Consider the following 21,658-nt stretch of genomic DNA (forward strand, 5'->3'; position numbering starts at 1 on the left):
CACTCGATGTTTGGATAGACGCTAATTCGATACATGCTGCGGTTCCAGCTGTTCAACAAAAGTAAGGAGTGATCCAACAGTTTGGAAGATTCGTGGATCTAACTCATGAGCAGGAACTACCAAGTGCAAATCTTCCTCGATATAAACAATCAGTTGTAATAGCATAATCGAATCAATATGTAGATCCTCATTTAATCGCATGGACTCCTCTAGCGTGAGGATATGCGATAATTTTAATTTTTCGGTCATGATCGTATGGATTTGCTCGATTCTTTCTGTTCGTGTCATTTGCTGATCGTCTCCATTTCTAATAATCGACGGCTGATTTTTCCTGTGGCTGTCTTAGGAATGCTCGTCACACATTGGATTTCAAATGGGACTTTATAGCCTGGCAAACGATCTTGGCACCATTCCCTGATTTGTTCAGGAGTAGTTCCTCCCTCAGTAATAACCTGCGCCTTCACAACCTCTCCCATGACCGGATGACGTCCACGATACACGACCACTTCTTTTGTCCCACTCATTTTCAAAATGACGTCCTCGACCTCTAAAGGAAATACTTTTAAGCCAGAGACGTTTATCACATCATCCATCCTTGATACAAATTGAATATGTCCTTCTCCTGTCCAGAAACCTAAATCCTGCGTCGCTATTTCGTTCTGGCCATTCCAAATCTTTATTTCACCGGGTTGTTCTTCATTATCACCTGTTGTCATTGTTACATGGGAAAGGGGAACCCCCAGATCTGTATGTGTCCGCATCTGTTTACTCATACTGACGCACCCCGCCTCGGAGCATCCATATTGTTGCATCAAGATGTCGCTCATGCCTTGTAGCTTTAGAAACAAGCCTTCTGGCATAGGAGCTCCTGATGTCATTAACCGGTGAAAGCGTACCTGCTCTCGCGTAAAGCTAGATAAGATGTGATAAAAGACTGGCAGACCATAAACAATGTGCTGGGGAGTACCTTGAATCACTTGCAAAGCAAACTTGGGATTTTTGTGCGTCACAATCGAAGGACTACTACCTCGTTCCAGCGCTGCCAAAACTCCACATATCAATCCATACGAATGTGTCACCGATGCCAGCACGATCGGGGTTAACGCTTCCTCTCCCTGAAACAACTGGTTGTAGGCATGAATTTCTGTTTGGATATCCTCCCAGCTTCTCCCGATTAGCTTCGCGTCTCCTGTAGTACCTGAGCTATATTGGTAGAGCGATGGTTTCTCGCTCTGTTGTTTATCCGTGATGGACATGAAATGCTTCGTCTCCTGATAAACAAGCCCATAACACCTTGCCTTCACTGCCATCTGATAGGCTGTTTCCATTGGCGTTTCCCCATGAATTAACAGCACCGAGGCATTATGCTCACGCAAATATTGAACAAGACTGATCACGTTAAGTGGGTCAGCTATGCAGACTGCGTACCTCTTTCCTTCCGGCTGTCGAAAATGATCCATGCTTTCGAATCCTTGCTTATGTCTCTCCATTTCATGCACAGAAATCTCATTTTGATTCACTATGAACATGCTAGTAACCTCCCACAGCCATGGAATGAAGCCTTTTCCTTGCCTCGAACAAAGGATTGGGAACTTCATGTAAATGATAGTTCTCGTTCGTCGTATATAGCTTTTTCTTGGTCAATTTCTCTACCTGCACGCTTGGAACAAACAGATCAAATCGCGTAAATCGCTCCGCCAATTCCGGGAAACGTTGTTGGTGACCCTCCAATACCTTAACGGCCATCTCCCAGAATTGCTCTTCGGCATATCCGTAGTGCTCCTCTAACAGCCGTGCGAGTTGCCCCAGATTGATCAGAAATAAAGTCTCCAATGTCAGATCTCTGACTGTTGATGTTTCATTCATGTGAAACATCACATCATCGGGCTTCGTTTCGTAATATTCATGCACTTCCGCGAAGTTCGGGCATTTGTCTGGTTCACTCAAGAACGGTTGGCAAAAAATCAAATCTTCATGGAAATCCTTCAATGCTACACGAGAAGGGACACCATCCCGATGCACCAGGATCATATTCTGCGCGTGGGTTTCCATTGCAATTCCGTGTTTCACAAGAATATGAACGACTGGCAATACACTGCTTTCCAATAATCGCGCAAGCCAATTCTCCAGCCCTTGCTCACGAATCCAACGATCAATGAATGGCACCCCATCCACTTCTACTGCCGCTAATACGTTATAAGGAACGGCATCTTCTCCCGCTTCGAGATGAGAGATGAGACTTTCTCTCCACATGCACCCAATTACCCCGAATGTAACCATTTCCACCAGTTCAGAAGCAGGCGGAGGATCGTATGCCACTGCCGCAAACTCTTGAAGCATGATCACCTTTTGCACGTCTCGTAAATACGAATCTGCGTCCGTAATCCCCTTGAGCCACCTCGAAACAATGGGGGCACTTGCCAGTGAGTGCGGCGTGAGATGACGTGGCGCTGAAGTATTCACTACGTTGATCGAGAGTTTAAGATACGGTTTATGCGGATTACTTTTGTTAGCAAAGGTGCGGATGGATTGTTGCGGACGATGACCATCAGTGCCTACTCCTAGCACAATGATCTCTTTGCGATGGATATCGTCCAAGAATCCAGGCACGATATGATTACGCCACTGCCAAGGATGGACAGGCACGAAGGCATACTGATCGGGATCGCATCCATGATTGATGATGATTTGCTGAAAGACTTCTTTTTGTTCCTTGCCTATTTCAGCCAAAAGAAGGTCATCGAAATTTCTGCCTTGATCAATGGACACTTGAGAATGTTGTTTTTTTACCGCTAACCAAAGAAAATGAACTTCCTCCTTAAATTCAGGACCATAGGCAAAATGATCTACGTAGGTAAATCCAACACGTGATTTATAGCTAGGATGGTAAGGGTGACCGTCCATCAGATCACCTTCCAGCTCATCGTACGATTTGCCCTGCATCCGAATATCATTTTGTACCCGATAGTATTGGGACAATGTATCCTTTAACAACGTTTGTTCCAAATCATTGGCAAATAGCTTCAGTCTTTGTTCATCTACCGTATTCATTCGGAAGATTTCCACTAAAAAACGAGTGAGGGAAACCGCTTCAGACTCTTGCTGTGCGACTCCGCTTTGATCGTAAACAACACGAGTAACGGGGGCCTTCCCTAAACGAACCAGCCCAAAACTCGCACTCCTCCGCCCTCGGCAATGATAGCGAACAGGCAGATCCCCCTCATCAAGCCCATGTAGCGTGTAAATCGTTTCTTCACCCTCTTGTAGGGTCTCAGGAATCAAAATTCCCTCATATAACAAAGACTCGATGCATTGTCGAAACACCCTTCTTCTCACCTGCACGTACTGTGTCGAGTGAAGTGCCTCTTCAACCGAGAAATCTTGTATTGTTAACTCCATACCTTATATCCTCCAAATCTCTTCAAGCTAGATGCTAGCAAGCTATCCAAAAGCATGCAGCCCAGCCTTTTCGGTCTGCTTTACTTTTGATAAAGGATTATCTATGTAAACAAAAACAGATGATCTCTCTTCCGGTTGGGTTAATTCATCCAGATCATAGAAGCGCGTGAGCAGATTCGCCTTACACGGAAGCTGTTCGCGAGTAAGTAGATTCTCTAAAAACTTCGACGCCTCTCGATTCATCGGTAAAAACTCCGTCAAAACCTCATGCATCTCTGCCAATAAGTTTTGTTCATCAATTAATCCTTCCGTTCCAAATCCATTAATGAGTCCAAACATATGGTTAAAAATCATATAATAGGTGATACGCTCGTCAACAAGATGGTCTTTGTAAATGTTCCTACTCGCCTTGCCAACCCCAGGCAATTCTGTCTCTAATACTTCTTGCATCGATTCTGAGAAATAGTAGCCTTGATTATCACGATAAAAGAACTGATCGGGGTATCCGTCTTTAAGAGTGACAACACTGTTCTGTTGATGGGCTTCCAAGCCGATTCCGTACTTTAGATAGAGCCATACCATTGGCTTCAATGAAATATCTACATACCGCTTAAACCATTCCAAACTAACTACTTCCAGTGCCTTACCTTCCTTTTGTGCCAGATGGTGAATGATCGTTGCCAACCTACTCTTGTAACCAGGAAGTGGATCTTGCACAAGCGCAGCGATTTGCGTGACTTGCTCTACATTACTCCCCATAAAGGGATTATCACGCAGGATTACTTCAAATCCCGTTTCTTCCTCCTGCTCCAACATGATTGTGATGTAAGCCGGATCAGAGATAAAGCCAAAGCCCGGATACTTGCGACTCACCTCACCGATCCCTGTTTCAAAAAGGTGCTTCGCCTCTAAACCAATCTCCATCTCACTTAACTTATTGATCCGTAAAGAATTCGTAACTTTGATTGGGACGGATAGCTTGAGCATATATTTCTTTTCAGGATGATAAACCGTTCGGAGAGAGGATGTTGCTATATACTCCTCACCCGCTGGTCCCAAGTAAAGAAGCAACCCTTTCTCGATCAAGGATTGTATGGCTACCTGTTCAAGCAACCATTCTGCTTGAAGTGGATGAATCGGGACGATTGAAAATGATGGATCGACATCAGATATCGAAGGAAACTCACCCTTCAGTAATTGCGTAGCGGATTCTGTTAACCCAGATTTTTCGTGAACAATCGACGGATGGGCAGCAAACAAGTGGAGTTGAAACTTCCCGCAACACTCCGGTGCATACAACGCTTGCTTGGCCTCAGGAATTCCTTGCTGACTCTTCGGTGTTGGATGGAACAAGTGACCGAACAAAAGTGCCTGCTCTGCTTCGATGAAGCTTTGTTCCACTCCATATAAACTCTCCGCATTACTTTGGCGAGTCCTAACAAATTTCTCAATGCTTTGGCAGCTTTGAATCATACGCAAGACTAATTCATCTGGAACTGCATTTTCCCCATGCTGAAGCGTTAGTTCTTTAATCAAAAGAACCGCTAATGTCAAATAGTCCGCCTGAACGAAACGAGTACAGTCACCACTTCGGTAGCAAGCTGGATAATGAAACAAATGCCTGCCTGTCACCGAATGATATTTGACACCGACATAGAGGGAAATCCCCTGATGCGGGAGTTCGCAATGAAGGTACGTACCTGTTGAACTCGGTTGTATGATTTTCGTTAGCTGCTTCGTAATCTCGTCTTTCCGATTGATCCACTCGCCCCTACCTGTTTCTCGGAGATAACAATTGAGAAAGCTCTGCATCGTTGCATGCTCTGCGATATGCTTGACTACGAACATGTTACCTCTCCTCTTGCTTGATCCATTTTTTTATTCAAGCATTGTGACTTACATAACTGGTAAAACGTCCCATAAATAATGTAAACGATTATCATTCTCATTTCAAGTGATAATATTCAGCATGTACAGTTAGGAGAGATAGTCTGACAGAAATTAGTTCCATCATCCTACACAAAAAGAAAAAAGATGCCGATTCATCAGCATCTTTTTTCTCATGATTAATCCAACTCTTCCGCATCGACGACGTTGCGACCTTTATCCGCATGTCGCTCGATAGCGAGTTGCACCAGACGATCGATCAGCTCGCTGTAGCTTACACCCGCTGCTTGGAAAAGCATTGGATACATACTAAACGGCGTAAAGCCTGGCATTGTATTCACTTCATTGATATAGAGCTTGTCGTTTTTCTCATCCCAGAAAAAGTCAACGCGGGAAAGGCCAGAGCCATCGAGTGCTTGGAATGCCTTCTTGGCAATTTCCGCGATTTGTTCGGATACATGCGCGGGAACGATGGCAGGAATGGAGAGCTCTGTTCCCGCCCCCTTGTACTTGGCTTCGTAATCGTAAAATTCTTTAGCGGCAATGACTTCCCCAACGACAGATGTCATCAGCTCTTCATTCCCCAAAACGCCAATCTCCAATTCACGTGCTTGAACGAACTCTTCCACGATCAATCTGCGGTCAAATTTGGCAGCTACCTCTAATGCGTGCTTGAGCTCTTCACGATTTTTCGCTTTGTTAATCCCTACGCTGGAACCCATATTCGCTGGTTTGACGAAACACGGATAGCCGAGTTCACGCTCGATCCGATCCATGACATCGTCCTGGCCTTTTTCCCATTGCGAGCGCAGTAAGCCTACATATTTCACTTGCGGAAGTCCAGCCTGTGCAAAGACGGTCTTCATCATCCATTTATCCATTCCGACAGCGGAAGCCATTACTCCGGTTCCTACGTACGGGATATTCGCCAATTCCAGCAGTCCCTGGATCGTCCCATCTTCGCCAAATGGTCCGTGAACCACAGGGAAAACAACATCCATTTGCTCATTCATGGCAAACAGCGATCCTTGCTTGCTTGCGATTGCCAGCTCTTGCCCTGTCTCTGTTGTCTCGGTAATGGCTGGTGTTTTTGCCGATAAGCGCAATGCTTCGATCTTATCCGGCAGTTGTCCTGCCAGTGTTTCACCAGTCACCCAAGAGCCATCCAATTGAACGTACACAGGTGTTACCTCATATTTATTTGCATCCACGGCCTGCATAATGGACATGGCCGTACGCAATGAAACTTCATGCTCTGAGGATTTTCCTCCATAAATAATGCCCAGTCGGATCTTTTGATTTCCCATCTGTGTCATGCTCCTTTCCCCTCCGTATGAAACCGGAGAGTCTACCCAGTTTCTACTCTCTCCTATGCTATGCAAAAGCCCAACATCTGCTCTATTTACCGGGCCGAGCCCGTCATTTAGCATACACAAACCAAACGCCAAAAACAAGAGAAGCAAGTATCACCTGCTCACGTTTTTTCTCATACCATATAAATAAAATTCCTGTCATGGAGCTATTTTTTGGAGGGATTTCCATGAGAGATTATTTGTTGTACTGCACATATTGCTCTTCTTACACTTTATTGCACAGCTATGATAAGGAAAGCGGGTCTTTCTTTGGGGAATACTCCCTGCTGCATAACAACTACACCCGAGATCCAATCGTCTTGAACAAATTTCTCCTCGCCCATCTCGGCCACACCATCCGTACCATTCCCTCTAAGACGGATGACTACCGCCATATCATCTGCAATGCCTCCCATTTTTTGGAGGATGATATTGACAAGTACGTGGAGGAAAGTCAGCAGCGGGCTAAATTCAAGGAGCGTGATCGGAAAAGCGAACGGGAAATTGGTCAGGTACAGCTATATCTGCTCGAGCATCTCTTGTCCCACGAGCTTCAGAACTTAAGCCAGGCCCGCGCTTCTACCCCCGCCGAAGGACAAGTCTTTTTAGGCAAGGAACTGGGGTTCAAGCAGGCTCTCGATCTCGTCAGGCGTGTAAAAAATGACAAGCAATTGTCATGAGCACTTATTTCTTTATTCGAAATGATTCACATTCTTTTGCAACTCTTTCCGCTCGTCGCGCGTATAAAAAGAGAGACGATACAAGCGGGGGGAAAGAACATGTTTGAATACAAATTCGTCCGAGTTGAGCTGTCCTCTTTTCGACGCCAACCAAAAGAAGATTATCAGACCGTTGTCCACGAGCACGCCAAGGAAGGCTGGCGTTTGGTGCAAATCTTTGCTCCAAGCATCGGGGGCGACGGTATGGCCAAATACTTCGAATTGATTTTTGAAAAACCAAAGTCTTAAGTCAGACTGAAGCCAAAAGAAAAACAGCGCCCTATTAAAACGGACGCTGTTTTTCTTTTTCTCTATCGACGATCTCTTACTTCAAAGATGGCAAATTTCAAGTAATGAGCCTCATCAGCCCCACTGATTTGTGGATGATCCTTGCCCGCGCCTCGCCATTCAATCAGGCGTAGAATTTTTTTCGCATCGACCGCTGCCTCTTGAATCGTTTGCAGGAACAGCTCAGGTGACATATGGTACGAGCAAGACGCTGTAACGAGAAATCCGCCTGGACGAACGAGCTTCATCCCGTTTAAGTTAATGTCTTTGTAACCGCGGCAAGCGCCTTTCACTGCCCCACGCGATTTCGCAAACGCTGGTGGGTCAAGAATGACCACATCCCAGCTCTTGCCTGCCTCGACATTTTCACGCAAGTAATCAAACGCATTGGCCACCACAAAATCAACACGATGCAAGAAGCCATTGAGTGTAATGTTTCGCTTCGCTGTTTCGATAGCGTGGTCGGAAATATCGAGGGCTGTCACTTTTTTCGCACCGTGCTTGCAAGCATTCAGGGTAAAGGAACCAGTGTGTGTAAAGCATTCCAATACCTCAGCGCCATCCCAAAACGGATTTTTAACCGCTTTACCACGCTTGTCTACTGGCACCTGCTTTGTCTCACCGTCTACTTCCATGCTCGACAGGGAAATGCCGTGCTTTTCACCCCAGCCTTTCATCAATGGCGCGATGGAAGCACGATTTTCCCGCTGATCATAGAAAAAGCCGGTCTTTTGCCCCTCTACGATATCCACATAGTATTTCAATCCGTTTTCTTCGATCAATACTTCACGCGGACACTCTCCGTACAGGACTTCTTTTCCCTGTGTCAGACCTTCCAGTTCACGGACATGTACATCATTGCGCAAATAAATACCAGTCGGTGCAAATACCTCTACCAGTGCATCTCGAATCCAATCGATTCGCTTCTCCATCCCCAATGAGAGGACTTGGACAACCAATGTGTCTTCGTAGCGGTCGACGATGAGTCCTGGCAAAAAATCGGCTTCCCCGTAAATGACACGGCAAGCCCGTGGGTTGTCCACAAATCTCGTCCGGAATTCTGCCGCCTGCTTGATTTTGCGCAAGAAGAAGTCATAGTCGATCTCTTCCTTTTGGTCGTAGCTCAAAATGCGCACGATCATTTGTGAAGCAGGGTTGATGTAGCCCTTTGCCAAAAAATGTCCTTTGTGATTGGTGACCTCGACGATTTCACCTGGTTCTACATCCCCTTGAATTTCTAATACCTCTGATTGAAAAATCCACGGATGGCCTACTTCTAACCGCTTTTTCCGATGTTGATTCAATAGCACACGTGCCATGCAGCTATTCCTCCTCTTGTCATGCTTGCCCTTGTACAGGCATAGCGTTATAGTAACTTGCTAAAAATGGACAGGGAGGAACGTATCTTGTGATAGTCTCCATCCTCGCCCCTTTTACCTTTGGGCTCACTTTTTTTCTTTTCGGTATGTACGCCATGCGCTCCGGCTTTCAAAACCTCGCCGGCAAAAAAATGGAAGAATGGATGGGGCGCTTTACTCGTACCCCGCTCCATAGCTTCTGGATTGGTCTCTTCGCTACTTTTATCTTGCAAAGCTCCAGTGCGGTAACCGTCCTGACGATCGGGCTGACGAACGCAGGCATCATCCAGTTCACACAAACCGTCGGCATCATTTTGGGAACCAATCTGGGCACGACAGTGACAACGGAGCTGGTTGCGCTAAAGCTCGAGTCCTTTGCCATCCCCATGCTTCTCATTGGAGTCGCACTATGGCTGATGCCGCGCCGAAACATTCGTTGCATTGGTCTTATCGTCGCCGGCTTCGGACTGATCTTCCTAGGAATCGATACATTGAAAGTCATGGCGAAGCCTTTGGAGCAGTCTGAGACGTTTCGTTCGCTTTTTCTGGAGAGCAGCCATTCGATCTGGATCGGTTTGATTACCGGGATCATTTTCACCGCTCTCATCCATAGCGGTTCCGCTACGACCGTGATCACGATGGGCCTGCTCAGTCATCAAATTCTTTCGATGGAAACGGCACTCGCCATCGTATTGGGAGCGAACGTCGGGACTTGCTTTACCGCTGTCATCGCTGCTATTGGCACGAATACGGCATCCAAGCAGGTCGCATGGTGCCATACGCTCTTTAACGTCGCAGGCGCGATTGTTTTTTTACCGTTTCTTTCCCAGCTTGCCCTCGTCAGTGCATTTTTAACGGATAGTCCTTCTATGCAAATCGCCCATTCACAGACTATCTTCAATCTCGTCTGCTCGTTGGTCGCACTGCCATTCGTTCCGCAGATTGCTCGGTTTATTCAATGGCTAATCCCTGATAAGCGTCGTCCTACTGACCTCACCTTTAGAAAGAAAATGGTATCAAGTAGATTGAAGTAATGACTCCTGCCACGATCATTGCGACGCTGGACGCTGCCGTTTGAACAGGAGAAACGCGGTTCAAGCTAGCCGTACCAATGGCGTGTGCACTCGTACCGATAGCGATCCCGATTGCCCAATCATCTGTGATCCTACCCCATTTGAGAACAGGACGGGCAATCATGACACCAACCATCCCTGTCAATGCGGTAAAAAAGGCTGCAAGTGCAGGTTCCCCACCTATGGAACGGCTCAGCTCTAACGCAATCGGGGTGGTCACGGATTTGCTAAGCATGCTTTTGTATACGAGCTCATCTGAACCCAGAAACCAATGAACCCCGATAACGACGAAAATCGCAACTGCACAGCCTGCACATACACCAAGCAACACACCGCGCCAAATATGAGCAAATTCCTTGATCTGTTTAGCTAGTGGAATAGCGAGTGCAACCGTTGCTGGCCCGAGCCAAAAGGAAATCCACTGGCCTCCGGCAGCAAATGCCTCCCAATCGCCGCTAAACGCCCACCACATGGTCCAGACCAAGATCACAGCCACCAAAAGAGGCTGCAACCGTTGGAATCGAGCGTTGATCATTGTTGCACCTTTGTACCCTGCTATCGATACCAAAATGGCGAAAAATTGACTAAGCATCCAGAGTCCTCCCTTCTTGCTGCAAGGACGATTCTGATTTTTGTTTATGATGCTTCAAATACCATTGCACAACCACACCAGTCACAAGCATGACTAGCAATGGACCGAGAACCATCGATAGTATGATTGGCAATGGATTTTGCGTGAATACGTTTAAATAGGAAGCAACTCCGACAATGATCGGTACGAAAAAGAGCAACATGTGTCGGATCAGAAAAGTACCCGCTTGTTCCACCCAATCCATTCGTATCCATCCCATACACAGTCCCAGTGTTAACAGCAGCATTCCCACCAGGTTACCAGGCAGGGGAATATGCAGCCATTTGCTCGCAGCTACGCCTACCCCATAAAAAGCCAGCAGGATGACGATTCCTTTAACAAATTTCATTTTGCTAATCTCCTCCCCGCTCCCTATCCTCTCTCTATAGGAACATCAGCATGCAGGACGGAAAAAGCCCGGCCTTTCCTCGGCCAGGCTTTTCTTTCGTATTAGTATCCGCTGCCTGTTGTTTTTGCACCAGTTACAATGGAAACACCGGAGCTCGTACCGACACGGCTCGCGCCTGCTTCGATCATCGCAACCGCTGTTTCGCCGTCACGAACGCCACCGGACGCTTTTACGCCTACATTTGGTCCTACGGTTTTACGCATCAGGGCGATATCTTCAACCGTTGCTCCACCTGTTGAAAATCCTGTGGAGGTTTTTACGTAATCAGCACCAGCCTCTACGGAGAGCTTGCACGCGACTACTTTTTCTTCTTCGGTCAAAAGGCAAGTTTCCAGAATCACCTTCAAGAGAATATCGCCAGCAGCTTGCTTCACAGCAGCGATGTCTTTTTTGACTGTTTCCAGATCGCCGGATTTCAGGGCACCTACGTTCAGTACCATATCTACCTCAGTCGCTCCGTTTGCAATCGCATCGCGGGTTTCGGCTGCTTTGGACTCGATAGTGCTCGCTCCCAGAGGGAATCCGATAACCGTGCACACTTTCACATCAGAGCCTGCCAAGAGTTCAGCAGAGCGTTTTACCCAATAAGGGTTTACGCATACAGACATGAAATCGTGCTCTCTTGCTTCTTGGCACAGCTTGTCAATCATCTCTTGTGTAGCATCAGGCTTCAACAGTGTGTGGTCGATATATTTGTTCATGTTCATAGAACTACACCTCTATCCCTAATTGTTCGAATGCAAGGCGAAAAATGCTGTCATTGTTACGGTAGCCTCGTTGCAGTTGCAAATCCCAAGCTTCCTTTGCTGGATGCCAATGAACATCATTGATTTCTTCTAGCTGTACGGTGATCTCTGTGTTGTAAGCTTCCACCAAATAATAATGGACTTCTTTGTCGATGGATTCACCCGACACCGGATGCGTATACACGTAGGTGATCATGTCGAGCTTGGACCCCAATCGTCCTGCTACGCCTGTTTCTTCCAAAACTTCGCGCAGAGCCGTTTCTTCGATGGTCTCGCCCATCTCCTGCTTCCCTTTTGCGAGAGTTACTTTGCCATAGCGGTCTTCAATCAATAGGAGCATGTACTCTGTGTCTTGCTTCTGGTATACAACGCCTCCTGCCGATATCTCCCTCATATAGCTCGCTCCCTCAGGTAAGGTAGCGCCTCTGTTTCCACTACGCGAACAAAAGTCCCTTTGCAGTATTCCGAGCCTGGTTCATCCAGTCTGACCTTGCAAATCTTGCCGATCATGCTCTCATCGCCAGGGAAGACGACGTTCAGGTAGTTGTCCGAATAGCCCATCAGAAGTCCGCTATCAGGTGCTTCTTTATATGGACGCTCCGGAATGACTTCCAGTACATCCCCTACGAATTTCTTGGAGTATGCCAAGGTCAATTCCTGATTGAGCTCCAGAAGCTTCGCTACGCGCTCGTTCTTTTCCTCATCAGGAATTTGATCCGTCATACGCGCTGCTGGCGTACCTGTACGCATGGAGTACGGGAATACGTGCATCTCGGCAAAACCGATTTTCTTCATAAACTCGTATCCGTTCCAGAATTGCTCTTCGGTCTCACCCGGGAAGCCTACGATGACGTCTGTTGTAATCGCTGCTCCTGGCAATGCTTCGCGTACTTTGACCATTCTTTCGTAAAACTCAGCAGTCGTATACTTGCGGCGCATGCGTTTCAACACTTCGTCATCTCCCGCTTGCAGCGGTACATGCAGATGGCGCACGACACGATCGGAGTTATTGATGACCTCGATCACTTCATCGGTGATTTGGCTCGCTTCGATCGAACTGATGCGGATGCGCTTGAGGCCTTCCACTTGATGAAGGTCAATTAACAGCTTGGCCAAATTGTATTCTTCCAGATCCTCGCCGTATCCACCCGTATGAATCCCAGTCAAAACGATTTCCAGATAGCCTGCTTCCACCAGCTTTTGAGCCTGTTCAACAACGCTTTCCGGTTTGCGGGAACGCATCAGACCGCGCGCCCAAGGAATAATACAAAACGTACAAAAGTTGTTGCAGCCCTCTTGAATCTTGAGGGAAGCACGTGTGCGATCCGTAAAGTTAGGAACATCCAGCTCTTCGAATTCGCGAGCTTTCATAATGTTGCCTACTGCGTTGATCGGTGTGCGTTCTGCACGAATTTGATCCACGTACTCGATCAGCTTCTCGCGCCCTTGTGTACCAACTACGATATCTACACCGGGAATTTGCGCAATCTCACTTGGAGAGGTTTGCGCATAGCAGCCAGTTACGGCTACGATCGCCTCTGGATTGCGGCGAATCGCACGACGAATCACTTGGCGGCTCTTCTTATCTCCCGTGTTCGTAACCGTACAAGTATTAATGACGTAAACATCTGCTTCATCTTGTTCAAAGTCAACTCTCTCGTAGCCGTCTGCCTTGAACAATTGCCAGATGGCCTCTGTTTCATAGCTGTTTACTTTACAGCCCAATGTATGAAAAGCAACGGTAGACATTGCCATTCCTCCTTTTCCGTGAAAAACGTCTCGACGTTTTTCATAAAAGTGGATGTGACCGCTTGCGGTCAACGAAACGGTCATGACCGTTTCGTTCCTGCTCATCCTTTGCGAAGTGATGAAGCCTTTCGTTCAAACTGATAGGAAGCACAGGCCAAAACATACTGGCTTGCCGTTTCCGTGCGCAAAATGCGCGGGCCGAGGGAAACCGTCAGGAACCCTTTGCTCTCTGCTTGGGCCACTTCCTCAGGAGAGAAGCCTCCCTCCGGTCCAACAAGGACGAGAAGTGAATCGCCCGCAGTCATCTCTTCTAACACTGGATGAATCGTCGTACTGCCTTCTTTTTCATAGGCAATTGCGCAATACGTATACGACTGGCCAGCTTGAAGTATCTCACGAAATGAAACAGGAGATAAAAGCTCTGGCAAAACAGCACGATGAGACTGTTCAGCAGCCTCCTTGACAATTTTGCGCCAACGCTCCAGTTTTTTCGCTTCTTTTTTGGCGTCTAGCTTTACAATGGTTCGCTCAGAAGAAAACGGGAAAAAAGAGTACGCCCCAAGTTCCGTCCCCTTTTGCAAAATCCACTCCAGCTTCTCGCCTTTTGGAAGCCCCTGACCAATTGTGACTCGAATCGGCAGCTCTCGTTCTTCTTGAAGCATTTCCATTACTTCTGCCCGTACTTCCTTGGCAGAAAGATAGACAAGCTTGGCCCGTGCCGACTTGCCCGCTCCATCAGAAACGATGATTTCTTCGCCTTCCCGAGCACGCATTACATTTACGATATGGTGTACATCGTCTCCGACAATCGTTAGCTCATTCTCAGTAAAGGAATGTGGCTCGACAAAATATCGTTGCATCTCGCCAACCCCACTATTCTATCGTTTTTTTGCTACAATTGCTACCCAGTCATCGATGAAAATGGTTTCCACGACCTCAAGACCTGAAGCCGCCAACGCCGCTTTCACATCCGCTTCACGTGCAGCAATAATACCTGATGAGATAAAGGTGCCACCTGGCTTCAACACGCGGAATACATCGTCGGTGAAACGTACGATGACTTCTGCCAAAATGTTAGCCACGACCACTTCCACCTGCTCCTCGATGCCGTCTAGTAAGTTGTTTTGTCTTACGTTGATATGCTCATGCACACCATTCAATTCGGTATTGGCCTGTGCAGAGCGTACGGCTACTTCATCCAAGTCCATCGCTAGCACATCTTTTGCTCCGAGCTTGATAGCAGCAATACTCAAAATAGCTGTGCCTGTCCCAACATCATACACTTGATCGCCTTTTGCCATATACTTCTCGAGTGCACGCAGACAAAGGATGGTTGTCGGATGTGTACCTGTTCCAAACGCCATGCCTGGGTCCATCTCGATAATGATCTCATCTGGATGCTTCGGCTCGTACTCTTCCCATACTGGCTTAATCGTCATGCGATCAGACACATGAACCGGTTTGTAATATTTTTTCCAGGCGTGGGCCCATTCATCTTCGTGGACATCGTTTACAGCAATCGATGCCTTGCCGATATCCAGACCGTACTCGATCAACTGCGCCAATTGCTCTTTCAGTTCTTCTACAACGTCAAGCAGCTCGCTGCTGTCAACCGGCAGGTATGCTTTAACGAATACGCCCTCGGCCGGAAAATCATCAGGAGAAAGCTGGTAGATTTCGCCAAAGGGGGTATCCCACTCACGATATAGCACCTCCGGGTCTTCAATTACGACACCATTGGCACCCAACTCATACAAGAGGCTTGACACCGCCTCCGTAGCCTCCGCTGTAGTATGGATACTGATTTCTGACCATTTCACGAATCTACCACTCCCCACATAAGCTCCCAATCGGGCTTTTCATTTAATCGACTTCGCTACATGAAACTTTAGGCAAAAAGCGGACAAAACCGCGACGGATTACTCGCCGCGGAATGCCCGTTTCATTTTTTCGAAAAAGCTTTCGTCTTCTCCCCCATGCTGTCCTGGCTTTTCTCCAGACAGCTCGGCGAGCTCACGCAACAATTCCTTTTGTTTATCGCTCAGCTTGGTCGGCGTAATGACGCGCACTTTCACATGCTGATCGCCACGGCCGTTTCCACGCAAATGCGGAACACCTTTTCCACGCAAACGGAAGAATGTTTCTGTTTGGGTACCCGCCGGGATCTTCAACTTCACGCGACCATCGACAGTCGGCACTTCGATCTCATCTCCAAGTGCTGCCTGTGCGTAAGTAAGCGGAACCTCACAGTAAATATCATTTCCTTCACGCTCGAAAAACTCATGACTCTTCACACGCAATACGACGTACAAATCTCCAGAAGGTCCACCGTTTGCGCCCGGTTCTCCCTCGCCTGTTACGCGCAATTGTGCTCCATCGTCCACACCCGCTGGGATGTTGAGATGAATTTTGCGGCGTATTTTGACACGTCCACTGCCTCGGCAAGTTGAACATTTTTCTTTGACAACTTTCCCTTTGCCTTCGCAAGTCGAGCAGACACGGCGATTGACGATTCGACCGAATGGTGTGTTCGCCACCACTTCTTGTTGTCCTGTACCACTACAAGTCTTACATGTATCTACACCGGAACCAGGCTTCGCACCAGAACCAAGGCACGTATCGCATTCTGCTTCTTTTGGAATTTCCACGTCGGTTTCTTTTCCAAAAATCGCGTCGATAAAGTCAATGCTGAGGCCAAATTGCAGGTCAGATCCTTTGCGCGGTGCATTTGGATTCGAACGTCTGCCGCCACCACCGAAGAACATATCAAAAATATCTCCGAAGCCGCCCATGCCTGATCCATCAAAACCTCCGCCACCGAAGCCCTGATTCGGGTCTTGGTGACCGAAACGGTCATATTGCGCACGCTTTTGTGGCTCGGACAGGATGTCGTACGCATCCTTTACTTCTTTGAACTTTTCTTCCGCGTCAGCCTCTTTATTTACATCGGGATGGTACTGACGTGCCAGCTTGCGATACGCTTTTTTGATTTCATCAGCGTCCGCTTCCTTTGCTACGCCAAGAACCTCGTATAAATCACGTTTCATCTCCTATATCACTCCCATGACAGTCAACTGTTATCATAGCATGTGACAGACTTGAAAAAAAGTCAAAGTCAGCATTCCGTGACTTTGACTTTCATGGGTCACATCGTGGGAAGTGAGGGAAGAAATCTCTCCCCTCACAGTTCCAGCGTGTTACTTTTTATCGTCTACCACTTCGTAGTCAGCATCAACAACATTGTCTTTCTTCGGCTCTTGGCCTTCAGCGCCGCCGCCTTGAGCTGCTTGCGCTTGAGCAGCCTGCTCATAGAGCTTCACCGAAATTTGTTGGATGATCTCGGACAGTTCATCTTTCGCTGTCTTGATCTCTTCGATGTTGCCGCCTTCCAGAGCAGCTTTCACTTTATCTTTCGCAGCGTTAGCGCGGTCGATTTCAGCTTGGTCGACCTTGCCTTCTACTTCTTTCAGTGTTTTCTCAGTCGTGAATACGAGTTGGTCAGCTTCGTTGCGAACTTCTACTTGCTCTTTGCGTTGTTTGTCCGCTTCTGCATTCAACTCAGCATCTTTTACCATGCGATCAATATCATCGTCGGACAGACCCGAGTTGGAAGTGATCGTGATGCGTTGTTCTTTTCCGGTACCCAAGTCTTTTGCACGTACGTTTACGATACCGTTCGCGTCAATATCGAAGGAAACTTCGATTTGCGGGATGCCGCGTGGCGCTGGCGGGATATCTGACAGGTTGAAGCGACCGAGAGATTTATTGTCGTTTGCCATTTGACGCTCACCTTGGAGAACGTGGATTTCTACAGATGTTTGGTTGTCAGCAGCTGTAGAGAACACTTGGGATTTGCTTGTTGGGATCGTCGTGTTGCGATCGATCAACTTGGTGAATACGCCACCCAATGTTTCGATACCGAGGGAGAGTGGAGTTACGTCAAGAAGTACGACGTCTTTCACATCACCAGTCAGTACGCCTGCTTGCACAGCAGCCCCGAGTGCTACTACTTCGTCTGGGTTTACACCTTTATGTGGTTCTTTACCTGTAAATTTCTTAATTGCTTCTTGTACCGCTGGGATACGAGTAGAACCACCGACCAGAATCACGCGATCCAGTTCGCTAGGAGTCAGTCCAGCATCTTTCAGAGCTTGACGAGTTGGTCCCATTGTACGCTCTACCAAATCAGCGGAGATCTCTTCGAATTTTGCGCGAGTCAGATTCATCTCCATGTGCTTTGGACCGGTTGCATCAGCTGTAATGAACGGCAGAGAAATGGTCGTAGTCAATACACCGGACAGGTCTTTCTTCGCTTTTTCAGCAGCGTCTTTCAAACGTTGTTGTGCCATACGATCCTTGGACAGGTCGATGCCATGCTCTTTTTTGAATTCGCTCACCAGGTAGTTCATGACAACATCATCGAAGTCGTCTCCACCCAGTTTGTTGTCACCGGAAGTCGCTTTTACTTCGAAGAAGCCATCGGACAATTCGAGAATGGATACGTCAAAGGTACCGCCGCCCAAGTCGAATACGAGAACAGTTTGATCTTCTGTTTTCTCCATACCGTATGCAAGTGCAGCTGCGGTTGGTTCGTTCACGATACGCAGTACTTCCAAACCAGCAATTTTACCAGCATCTTTTGTTGCTTGGCGTTGGCTGTCATTGAAGTAAGCTGGAACCGTAATCACTGCCTGCGTCACAGGTTGACCAAGGTAGCTTTCCGCGTCTGCTTTCAACTTTTGCAGAATCATAGCAGAAATCTGCTCAGGCGAGTATGCATTGCCTTCAAGCGTTTCTTTATGAGCAGTACCCATGTGGCGCTTGATGGAGATTACGGTATTGTCTGGATTCGTGATGGCTTGGCGTTTTGCCGCTTCCCCAACGATGCGCTCTCCGTTTTTAAATGCTACTACGGATGGTGTGGTACGGTTTCCTTCCGCATTGGCAATAACGACAGGCTCTCCGCCTTCCATTACTGCTACACAAGAGTTGGTTGTTCCCAAGTCAATTCCGATTACGCGACTCATACAAAATGTCCTCCTAACACTATACTTCTAGTGATTTTAAGTACTTTGGGTTTACTCGTTTACTTGAACCATCGCCGGACGAACGACGCGGTCTTTGAACATGTATCCTTTTTGCAGCTCGTTTACAACGACACCTGAATCAAACTCAGGGTCTTGTGTCTGCATTACCGCCTGATGAATGTGCGGATCAAATGGTTTTCCTTTTGCCTCAATCGTGGTCAAGCCTTCTTTATCGAAAACTTGGACCATCTGACGATATACCATGTTTACACCCTCCAAAAGAGAGTCTACTGTCATGGATTCCTTGTCAGCGGCAAGTGCTCGCTCGAAGTTATCGAGAACTGGCAGAAGCTCTTCCACGATTTTCAGAGAAGCGTATTTAGCCAGATCTTCCTGCTCTTTGCGAACACGGCGGCGGAGGTTATCCATATCAGCCATGGCACGCAGCATGCGGTTTTGATGTTCTTCGGCCTGAGCCTTCCAGTGAGCAGCTTCCTGCTCCCCGTTCATTTCGGTTGCAGTCGTTTGGTCTGCATCCTGTGCTACTTGTTCTTCTTCGAGAGTTGGGTCTTGCGTTACTTTTTCCTCGCTCAACGTCACTACCTCCTGACGGCTTTCCCCAGTCAAAAGACTGTTTAGCCATTCACTCCATTTATTTCTCAAACTGCGAAGTCAGCATGCGCGATAGACCTTCCGCCAAATGGTTGAGCACAGTAATGACCTTGCCGTATTCCATTCGTGTCGGACCAAGTATCCCCACCATTCCTACTGGCTTGCCTCCAAGCGAATAAGAAGTGGTAATAATACTGCATTGCTTAATCGCGTCTAGCTGGTTTTCCTGTCCGATGCGTACCGTGAGACCATCACCCTGCATGCCGATCACATTCATCAATTGATCGTGCTGTTCTAATAGCTCGAGAATATCCTTGACTTTATCTACGTCTCGGAATTCCGGCTGATTCATGATCTTGGTCGCACCGCGTAAGTATACTCGTTCTTCTTCTTGTGTCAGCGAGTTGTTGAGGAGCTGAAGAATTTCTTCATACTGCTCCGTATGACGCTGCATTTCACCGGAAATCTCGTGATAAAGACGTTGCCGAAGCTGCCATAATGGCACGTCGGACAGCTTTGCATTCAACAGATTGACGAGTCTCTCGATTTCCCCGGCACCAATGCCTTCTGGAAGATCGATCAGCTTGTTCTCCACTCGTCCGGTATGCGTCACCACAATCGCGACAGCCTGTGCTGCATTGAGAGGAACGATTTGAATATGTTTTAACCGATGCTCAAAAATCTCTGGACCCAAGACAATCGCCGTGTAGTTTGTCAGCTGAGAGAGAATTTGGGCAGTGTACTCTACCACTTGTTCTGCGTGGAGAATACGCTCGGCAAACAACTGTTTTAGTTTACCCAACTCAGTATCCTCCAAAAGATGAGGCTGAATCAAGTTATCAACGTAGAAGCGATATCCTTTTGTAGAAGGAACACGTCCCGCCGATGTGTGTGGCTGTTCTAAGTACCCTAGCTCTTCCAAGTCAGACATCTCGTTGCGTATCGTTGCCGAAGAAAATCCGATGTCCTCCCGTTTGGAAATGGTTCGGGAGCCAACAGGTTCGGCAGAATGAATGTAATTATCGACAATCGCGTTTAAAATCATTTGTTGACGGTCTGATAACATGGATGTCGCTCGCCTCCTGTTGGATTGTTAGCACTCATGCTTATCGAGTGCTAAATCTATATACTAAGGTATCAATAGTAGAAGGATTTGTCAACGAACTTGAGCTAGTTCTCCAGACAAAAAATCTCATTTTTCGCGAGTTTTGCTTTATCCTTAACGGAGAAAGCGCGCAAATACCTCATTTCCGAGCGGAAGCCCTTGTTTCGACAGCTTCAAAAACCCGTCCTGTTCTTCCAGCATTCCTTTGGCTACCTCTTCTTCTATTATTGTCCCAAAAACATCATGAACAGTTGCGCCAAAACGGGATGCAAACGCCGAAAGGTCAACTCCTTCTCTCAACCTCAGCCCCAAAATCATCTGTTCCTCCATAGCATCCGCGCGCGGTACCTCGAATTGTTCTACACGCGGTAGCCCTTCCTTGCACTTCTGCATGTAAATCGCAAGCGGGCCAGCATTTACGTGTCGGTGGCCACACACATAGCCATGGGCACCTGCACCCAATCCATAGTATTCACGATTGAGCCAATAGGTTTTATTATGTTTGCTCTCGAAGTCCGGTTTTGCAAAATTGCTGATTTCATACTGCTTGTACCCGTGACGCTCCATCTCTTCTATTAATACCATGTACATCTCAAGCTCTGTCTCTTCAGATGGCAGTGGCAACTGATCCTTCTGGTAGAGCGTGTGGAACAACGTATTTTCCTCCACCTTGAGACTGTACGCGGAGAAATGGGTGGTGCCTAGCCCAAAGGCCTTGTCCAACGTCTGGCGGAAAATGTCCAGTGTCTGATCCGGCAATCCAAACATCAGGTCGATGCTGAAGTTGTCGAAGCCTACTTTTTTCGCATTATCGATACTGCGGTACACGGCTTCCTGGTCGTGGATGCGTCCAAGTCGTTTTAAGAGCGCGTCATCAAAGGACTGCACACCAAAGCTCAGACGATTGACACCCATCTCACGCATGATCCGCAGCTTTTCCACGTCTGTCGTTCCCGGATTGGCTTCCATCGAGAACTCAATATCATCCGCCCAGTACTTGCCCAATTGCTTTTGTACTATTTCCAAAAACGCGCGCATTTGGGCATGATCGAGAAACGTAGGCGTCCCTCCGCCGACAAAAATTGTTTTCACCTGCTCGATCGGCTGCTGGCTGAAGGTGATCTCTATTTCGTTTTTCAATGCGTCTAAGTAATCCCAAATGAGCTGCGGATTGTTCGTCACAAATGAGTTGAAGTCACAGTAGTAACATTTATTCGTACAAAAGGGAATGTGAATGTAAACCGATTGTGGCATCATGTCCCTTTCCCTCCTTATAAAATTGGGTTGTTCTAAAGAAGACTTT

The 21,658-nt window shown here is 47.4% G+C and carries 21 protein-coding genes; 3 read left to right on the top strand and 18 right to left on the bottom strand.

Annotated elements, in window-relative coordinates; genetic code table 11:
* Positions 1-21: 21 nt before the first annotated feature.
* The 5 genes from asbD to PMI05_RS24360 form a co-directional block, all read right to left on the bottom strand.
* Positions 22-288, bottom strand: coding sequence for a petrobactin biosynthesis protein AsbD (gene asbD, locus PMI05_RS24340; protein ID WP_007727640.1), 267 nt, complete (start codon positions 286-288; stop codon positions 22-24).
* Positions 285-1,529 (bottom strand): AMP-binding protein, encoded by a 1,245-nt coding sequence (locus PMI05_RS24345; RefSeq protein ID WP_007727642.1) that lies wholly within the window; start codon positions 1,527-1,529, stop codon positions 285-287. Before PMI05_RS24345 ends, asbD begins: the two co-directional genes overlap by 4 nt.
* A 1-nt stretch (position 1,530) precedes the next feature.
* Positions 1,531-3,399, bottom strand: coding sequence for an IucA/IucC family siderophore biosynthesis protein (locus PMI05_RS24350; protein ID WP_007727646.1), 1,869 nt, complete (start codon positions 3,397-3,399; stop codon positions 1,531-1,533).
* A gap of 42 nt (positions 3,400-3,441) precedes the next feature.
* A complete protein-coding gene (locus tag PMI05_RS24355) occupies positions 3,442-5,247 on the bottom strand; it encodes an IucA/IucC family siderophore biosynthesis protein (protein ID WP_007727648.1) in 1,806 nt (601 codons plus the stop codon).
* Positions 5,248-5,465: 218 nt separating this feature from the next.
* Positions 5,466-6,593, bottom strand: a complete 1,128-nt coding sequence (locus PMI05_RS24360) for a D-alanine--D-alanine ligase (RefSeq protein ID WP_039961316.1) — start codon at positions 6,591-6,593, stop codon at positions 5,466-5,468.
* Between the two features lie 233 nt (positions 6,594-6,826).
* On the opposite strand from PMI05_RS24360, the gene PMI05_RS24365 reads away from it, so the two are divergent.
* Entirely contained in the window at positions 6,827-7,318 is a 492-nt protein-coding gene (locus PMI05_RS24365) for a hypothetical protein (RefSeq protein WP_007727652.1), read from the top strand.
* A gap of 99 nt (positions 7,319-7,417) precedes the next feature.
* On the top strand, positions 7,418-7,606 hold the full coding sequence (locus PMI05_RS24370; protein WP_007727654.1) for a DUF4177 domain-containing protein: 189 nt from the start codon (positions 7,418-7,420) through the stop codon (positions 7,604-7,606).
* A 62-nt stretch (positions 7,607-7,668) separates the two neighbouring features.
* Here PMI05_RS24370 and PMI05_RS24375 read toward each other — a convergent pair whose 3' ends face one another.
* Positions 7,669-8,964 carry a class I SAM-dependent rRNA methyltransferase gene (locus PMI05_RS24375; RefSeq protein ID WP_007727656.1) on the bottom strand — a complete coding sequence of 432 codons (1,296 nt, stop codon included), beginning with the start codon at positions 8,962-8,964 and terminating at the stop codon, positions 7,669-7,671.
* A gap of 89 nt (positions 8,965-9,053) precedes the next feature.
* Here PMI05_RS24375 and PMI05_RS24380 point away from each other — a divergent pair, with 89 nt between their 5' ends.
* Complete coding sequence (locus tag PMI05_RS24380) at positions 9,054-10,037, top strand: Na/Pi cotransporter family protein (protein WP_007727658.1); 984 nt, start codon at positions 9,054-9,056, stop codon at positions 10,035-10,037.
* Here PMI05_RS24380 and PMI05_RS24385 read toward each other — a convergent pair.
* The 12 genes from PMI05_RS24385 to hemW form a co-directional block, all read right to left on the bottom strand.
* A complete protein-coding gene (locus PMI05_RS24385; RefSeq protein ID WP_007727660.1) occupies positions 10,003-10,668 on the bottom strand; it encodes an LrgB family protein in 666 nt (221 codons plus the stop codon). The genes PMI05_RS24380 and PMI05_RS24385 overlap by 35 nt on opposite strands.
* The gene (locus PMI05_RS24390; protein WP_007727662.1) at positions 10,661-11,056 is read right to left on the bottom strand and encodes a CidA/LrgA family protein; all 396 of its coding nucleotides are present in this window, start codon (positions 11,054-11,056) and stop codon (positions 10,661-10,663) included. The genes PMI05_RS24385 and PMI05_RS24390 overlap by 8 nt, the downstream gene beginning before the upstream one ends.
* Positions 11,057-11,157: 101 nt before the next feature.
* A complete protein-coding gene (gene deoC / locus PMI05_RS24395) occupies positions 11,158-11,823 on the bottom strand; it encodes a deoxyribose-phosphate aldolase (protein ID WP_007727663.1) in 666 nt (221 codons plus the stop codon).
* Positions 11,824-11,827: 4 nt separating this feature from the next.
* Positions 11,828-12,256, bottom strand: a complete 429-nt coding sequence (locus PMI05_RS24400) for an NUDIX hydrolase (RefSeq protein WP_007727666.1) — start codon at positions 12,254-12,256, stop codon at positions 11,828-11,830.
* On the bottom strand, positions 12,253-13,611 hold the full coding sequence (gene mtaB / locus PMI05_RS24405; protein WP_007727667.1) for a tRNA (N(6)-L-threonylcarbamoyladenosine(37)-C(2))-methylthiotransferase MtaB: 1,359 nt from the start codon (positions 13,609-13,611) through the stop codon (positions 12,253-12,255). Before mtaB ends, PMI05_RS24400 begins: the two co-directional genes overlap by 4 nt.
* 101 nt (positions 13,612-13,712) lie before the next feature.
* A complete protein-coding gene (locus PMI05_RS24410) occupies positions 13,713-14,471 on the bottom strand; it encodes a 16S rRNA (uracil(1498)-N(3))-methyltransferase (protein WP_007727668.1) in 759 nt (252 codons plus the stop codon).
* A gap of 18 nt (positions 14,472-14,489) precedes the next feature.
* The gene (gene prmA, locus PMI05_RS24415) at positions 14,490-15,431 is read right to left on the bottom strand and encodes a 50S ribosomal protein L11 methyltransferase (protein ID WP_007727669.1); all 942 of its coding nucleotides are present in this window, start codon (positions 15,429-15,431) and stop codon (positions 14,490-14,492) included.
* A 99-nt stretch (positions 15,432-15,530) separates the two neighbouring features.
* Positions 15,531-16,658 carry a molecular chaperone DnaJ gene (dnaJ, locus tag PMI05_RS24420; RefSeq protein WP_007727671.1) on the bottom strand — a complete coding sequence of 376 codons (1,128 nt, stop codon included), beginning with the start codon at positions 16,656-16,658 and terminating at the stop codon, positions 15,531-15,533.
* 150 nt (positions 16,659-16,808) lie between these two features.
* Positions 16,809-18,638 (bottom strand): molecular chaperone DnaK, encoded by a 1,830-nt coding sequence (gene dnaK / locus PMI05_RS24425; protein WP_007727674.1) that lies wholly within the window; start codon positions 18,636-18,638, stop codon positions 16,809-16,811.
* A 51-nt stretch (positions 18,639-18,689) separates the two neighbouring features.
* Positions 18,690-19,232 (bottom strand): nucleotide exchange factor GrpE, encoded by a 543-nt coding sequence (gene grpE, locus PMI05_RS24430; protein WP_007727676.1) that lies wholly within the window; start codon positions 19,230-19,232, stop codon positions 18,690-18,692.
* 58 nt (positions 19,233-19,290) lie between these two features.
* Positions 19,291-20,316, bottom strand: coding sequence for a heat-inducible transcriptional repressor HrcA (hrcA, locus tag PMI05_RS24435; protein ID WP_007727679.1), 1,026 nt, complete (start codon positions 20,314-20,316; stop codon positions 19,291-19,293).
* Between the two features lie 153 nt (positions 20,317-20,469).
* Positions 20,470-21,612 carry a radical SAM family heme chaperone HemW gene (hemW, locus tag PMI05_RS24440; protein ID WP_007727680.1) on the bottom strand — a complete coding sequence of 381 codons (1,143 nt, stop codon included), beginning with the start codon at positions 21,610-21,612 and terminating at the stop codon, positions 20,470-20,472.
* Between the last annotated feature and the right edge of the window lie 46 nt (positions 21,613-21,658).

Origin of the sequence: Brevibacillus sp. BC25 (genome assembly GCF_000282075.1) — a bacterium.
Classification (GTDB): domain Bacteria; phylum Bacillota; class Bacilli; order Brevibacillales; family Brevibacillaceae; genus Brevibacillus.

Excerpts from the sequence above, each read along its gene's own strand:
- asbD (WP_007727640.1), bottom strand. The coding sequence starts at position 288 with ATGACACGAACAGAAAGAATCGAGCAAATCCATACGATCATGACCGAA.
- PMI05_RS24345 (WP_007727642.1), bottom strand. The coding sequence starts at position 1,529 with ATGTTCATAGTGAATCAAAATGAGATTTCTGTGCATGAAATGGAGAGA.
- PMI05_RS24350 (WP_007727646.1), bottom strand. The coding sequence starts at position 3,399 with ATGGAGTTAACAATACAAGATTTCTCGGTTGAAGAGGCACTTCACTCG.
- PMI05_RS24355 (WP_007727648.1), bottom strand. The coding sequence starts at position 5,247 with ATGTTCGTAGTCAAGCATATCGCAGAGCATGCAACGATGCAGAGCTTT.
- PMI05_RS24360 (WP_039961316.1), bottom strand. The coding sequence starts at position 6,593 with ATGGGAAATCAAAAGATCCGACTGGGCATTATTTATGGAGGAAAATCC.
- PMI05_RS24365 (WP_007727652.1), top strand. The coding sequence starts at position 6,827 with ATGAGAGATTATTTGTTGTACTGCACATATTGCTCTTCTTACACTTTA.
- PMI05_RS24370 (WP_007727654.1), top strand. The coding sequence starts at position 7,418 with ATGTTTGAATACAAATTCGTCCGAGTTGAGCTGTCCTCTTTTCGACGC.
- PMI05_RS24375 (WP_007727656.1), bottom strand. The coding sequence starts at position 8,964 with ATGGCACGTGTGCTATTGAATCAACATCGGAAAAAGCGGTTAGAAGTA.
- PMI05_RS24385 (WP_007727660.1), bottom strand. The coding sequence starts at position 10,668 with ATGCTTAGTCAATTTTTCGCCATTTTGGTATCGATAGCAGGGTACAAA.
- PMI05_RS24390 (WP_007727662.1), bottom strand. The coding sequence starts at position 11,056 with ATGAAATTTGTTAAAGGAATCGTCATCCTGCTGGCTTTTTATGGGGTA.
- deoC (WP_007727663.1), bottom strand. The coding sequence starts at position 11,823 with ATGAACATGAACAAATATATCGACCACACACTGTTGAAGCCTGATGCT.
- PMI05_RS24400 (WP_007727666.1), bottom strand. The coding sequence starts at position 12,256 with ATGAGGGAGATATCGGCAGGAGGCGTTGTATACCAGAAGCAAGACACA.
- mtaB (WP_007727667.1), bottom strand. The coding sequence starts at position 13,611 with ATGTCTACCGTTGCTTTTCATACATTGGGCTGTAAAGTAAACAGCTAT.
- PMI05_RS24410 (WP_007727668.1), bottom strand. The coding sequence starts at position 14,471 with ATGCAACGATATTTTGTCGAGCCACATTCCTTTACTGAGAATGAGCTA.
- dnaJ (WP_007727671.1), bottom strand. The coding sequence starts at position 16,658 with ATGAAACGTGATTTATACGAGGTTCTTGGCGTAGCAAAGGAAGCGGAC.
- dnaK (WP_007727674.1), bottom strand. The coding sequence starts at position 18,638 with ATGAGTCGCGTAATCGGAATTGACTTGGGAACAACCAACTCTTGTGTA.
- hrcA (WP_007727679.1), bottom strand. The coding sequence starts at position 20,316 with ATGTTATCAGACCGTCAACAAATGATTTTAAACGCGATTGTCGATAAT.
- hemW (WP_007727680.1), bottom strand. The coding sequence starts at position 21,612 with ATGATGCCACAATCGGTTTACATTCACATTCCCTTTTGTACGAATAAA.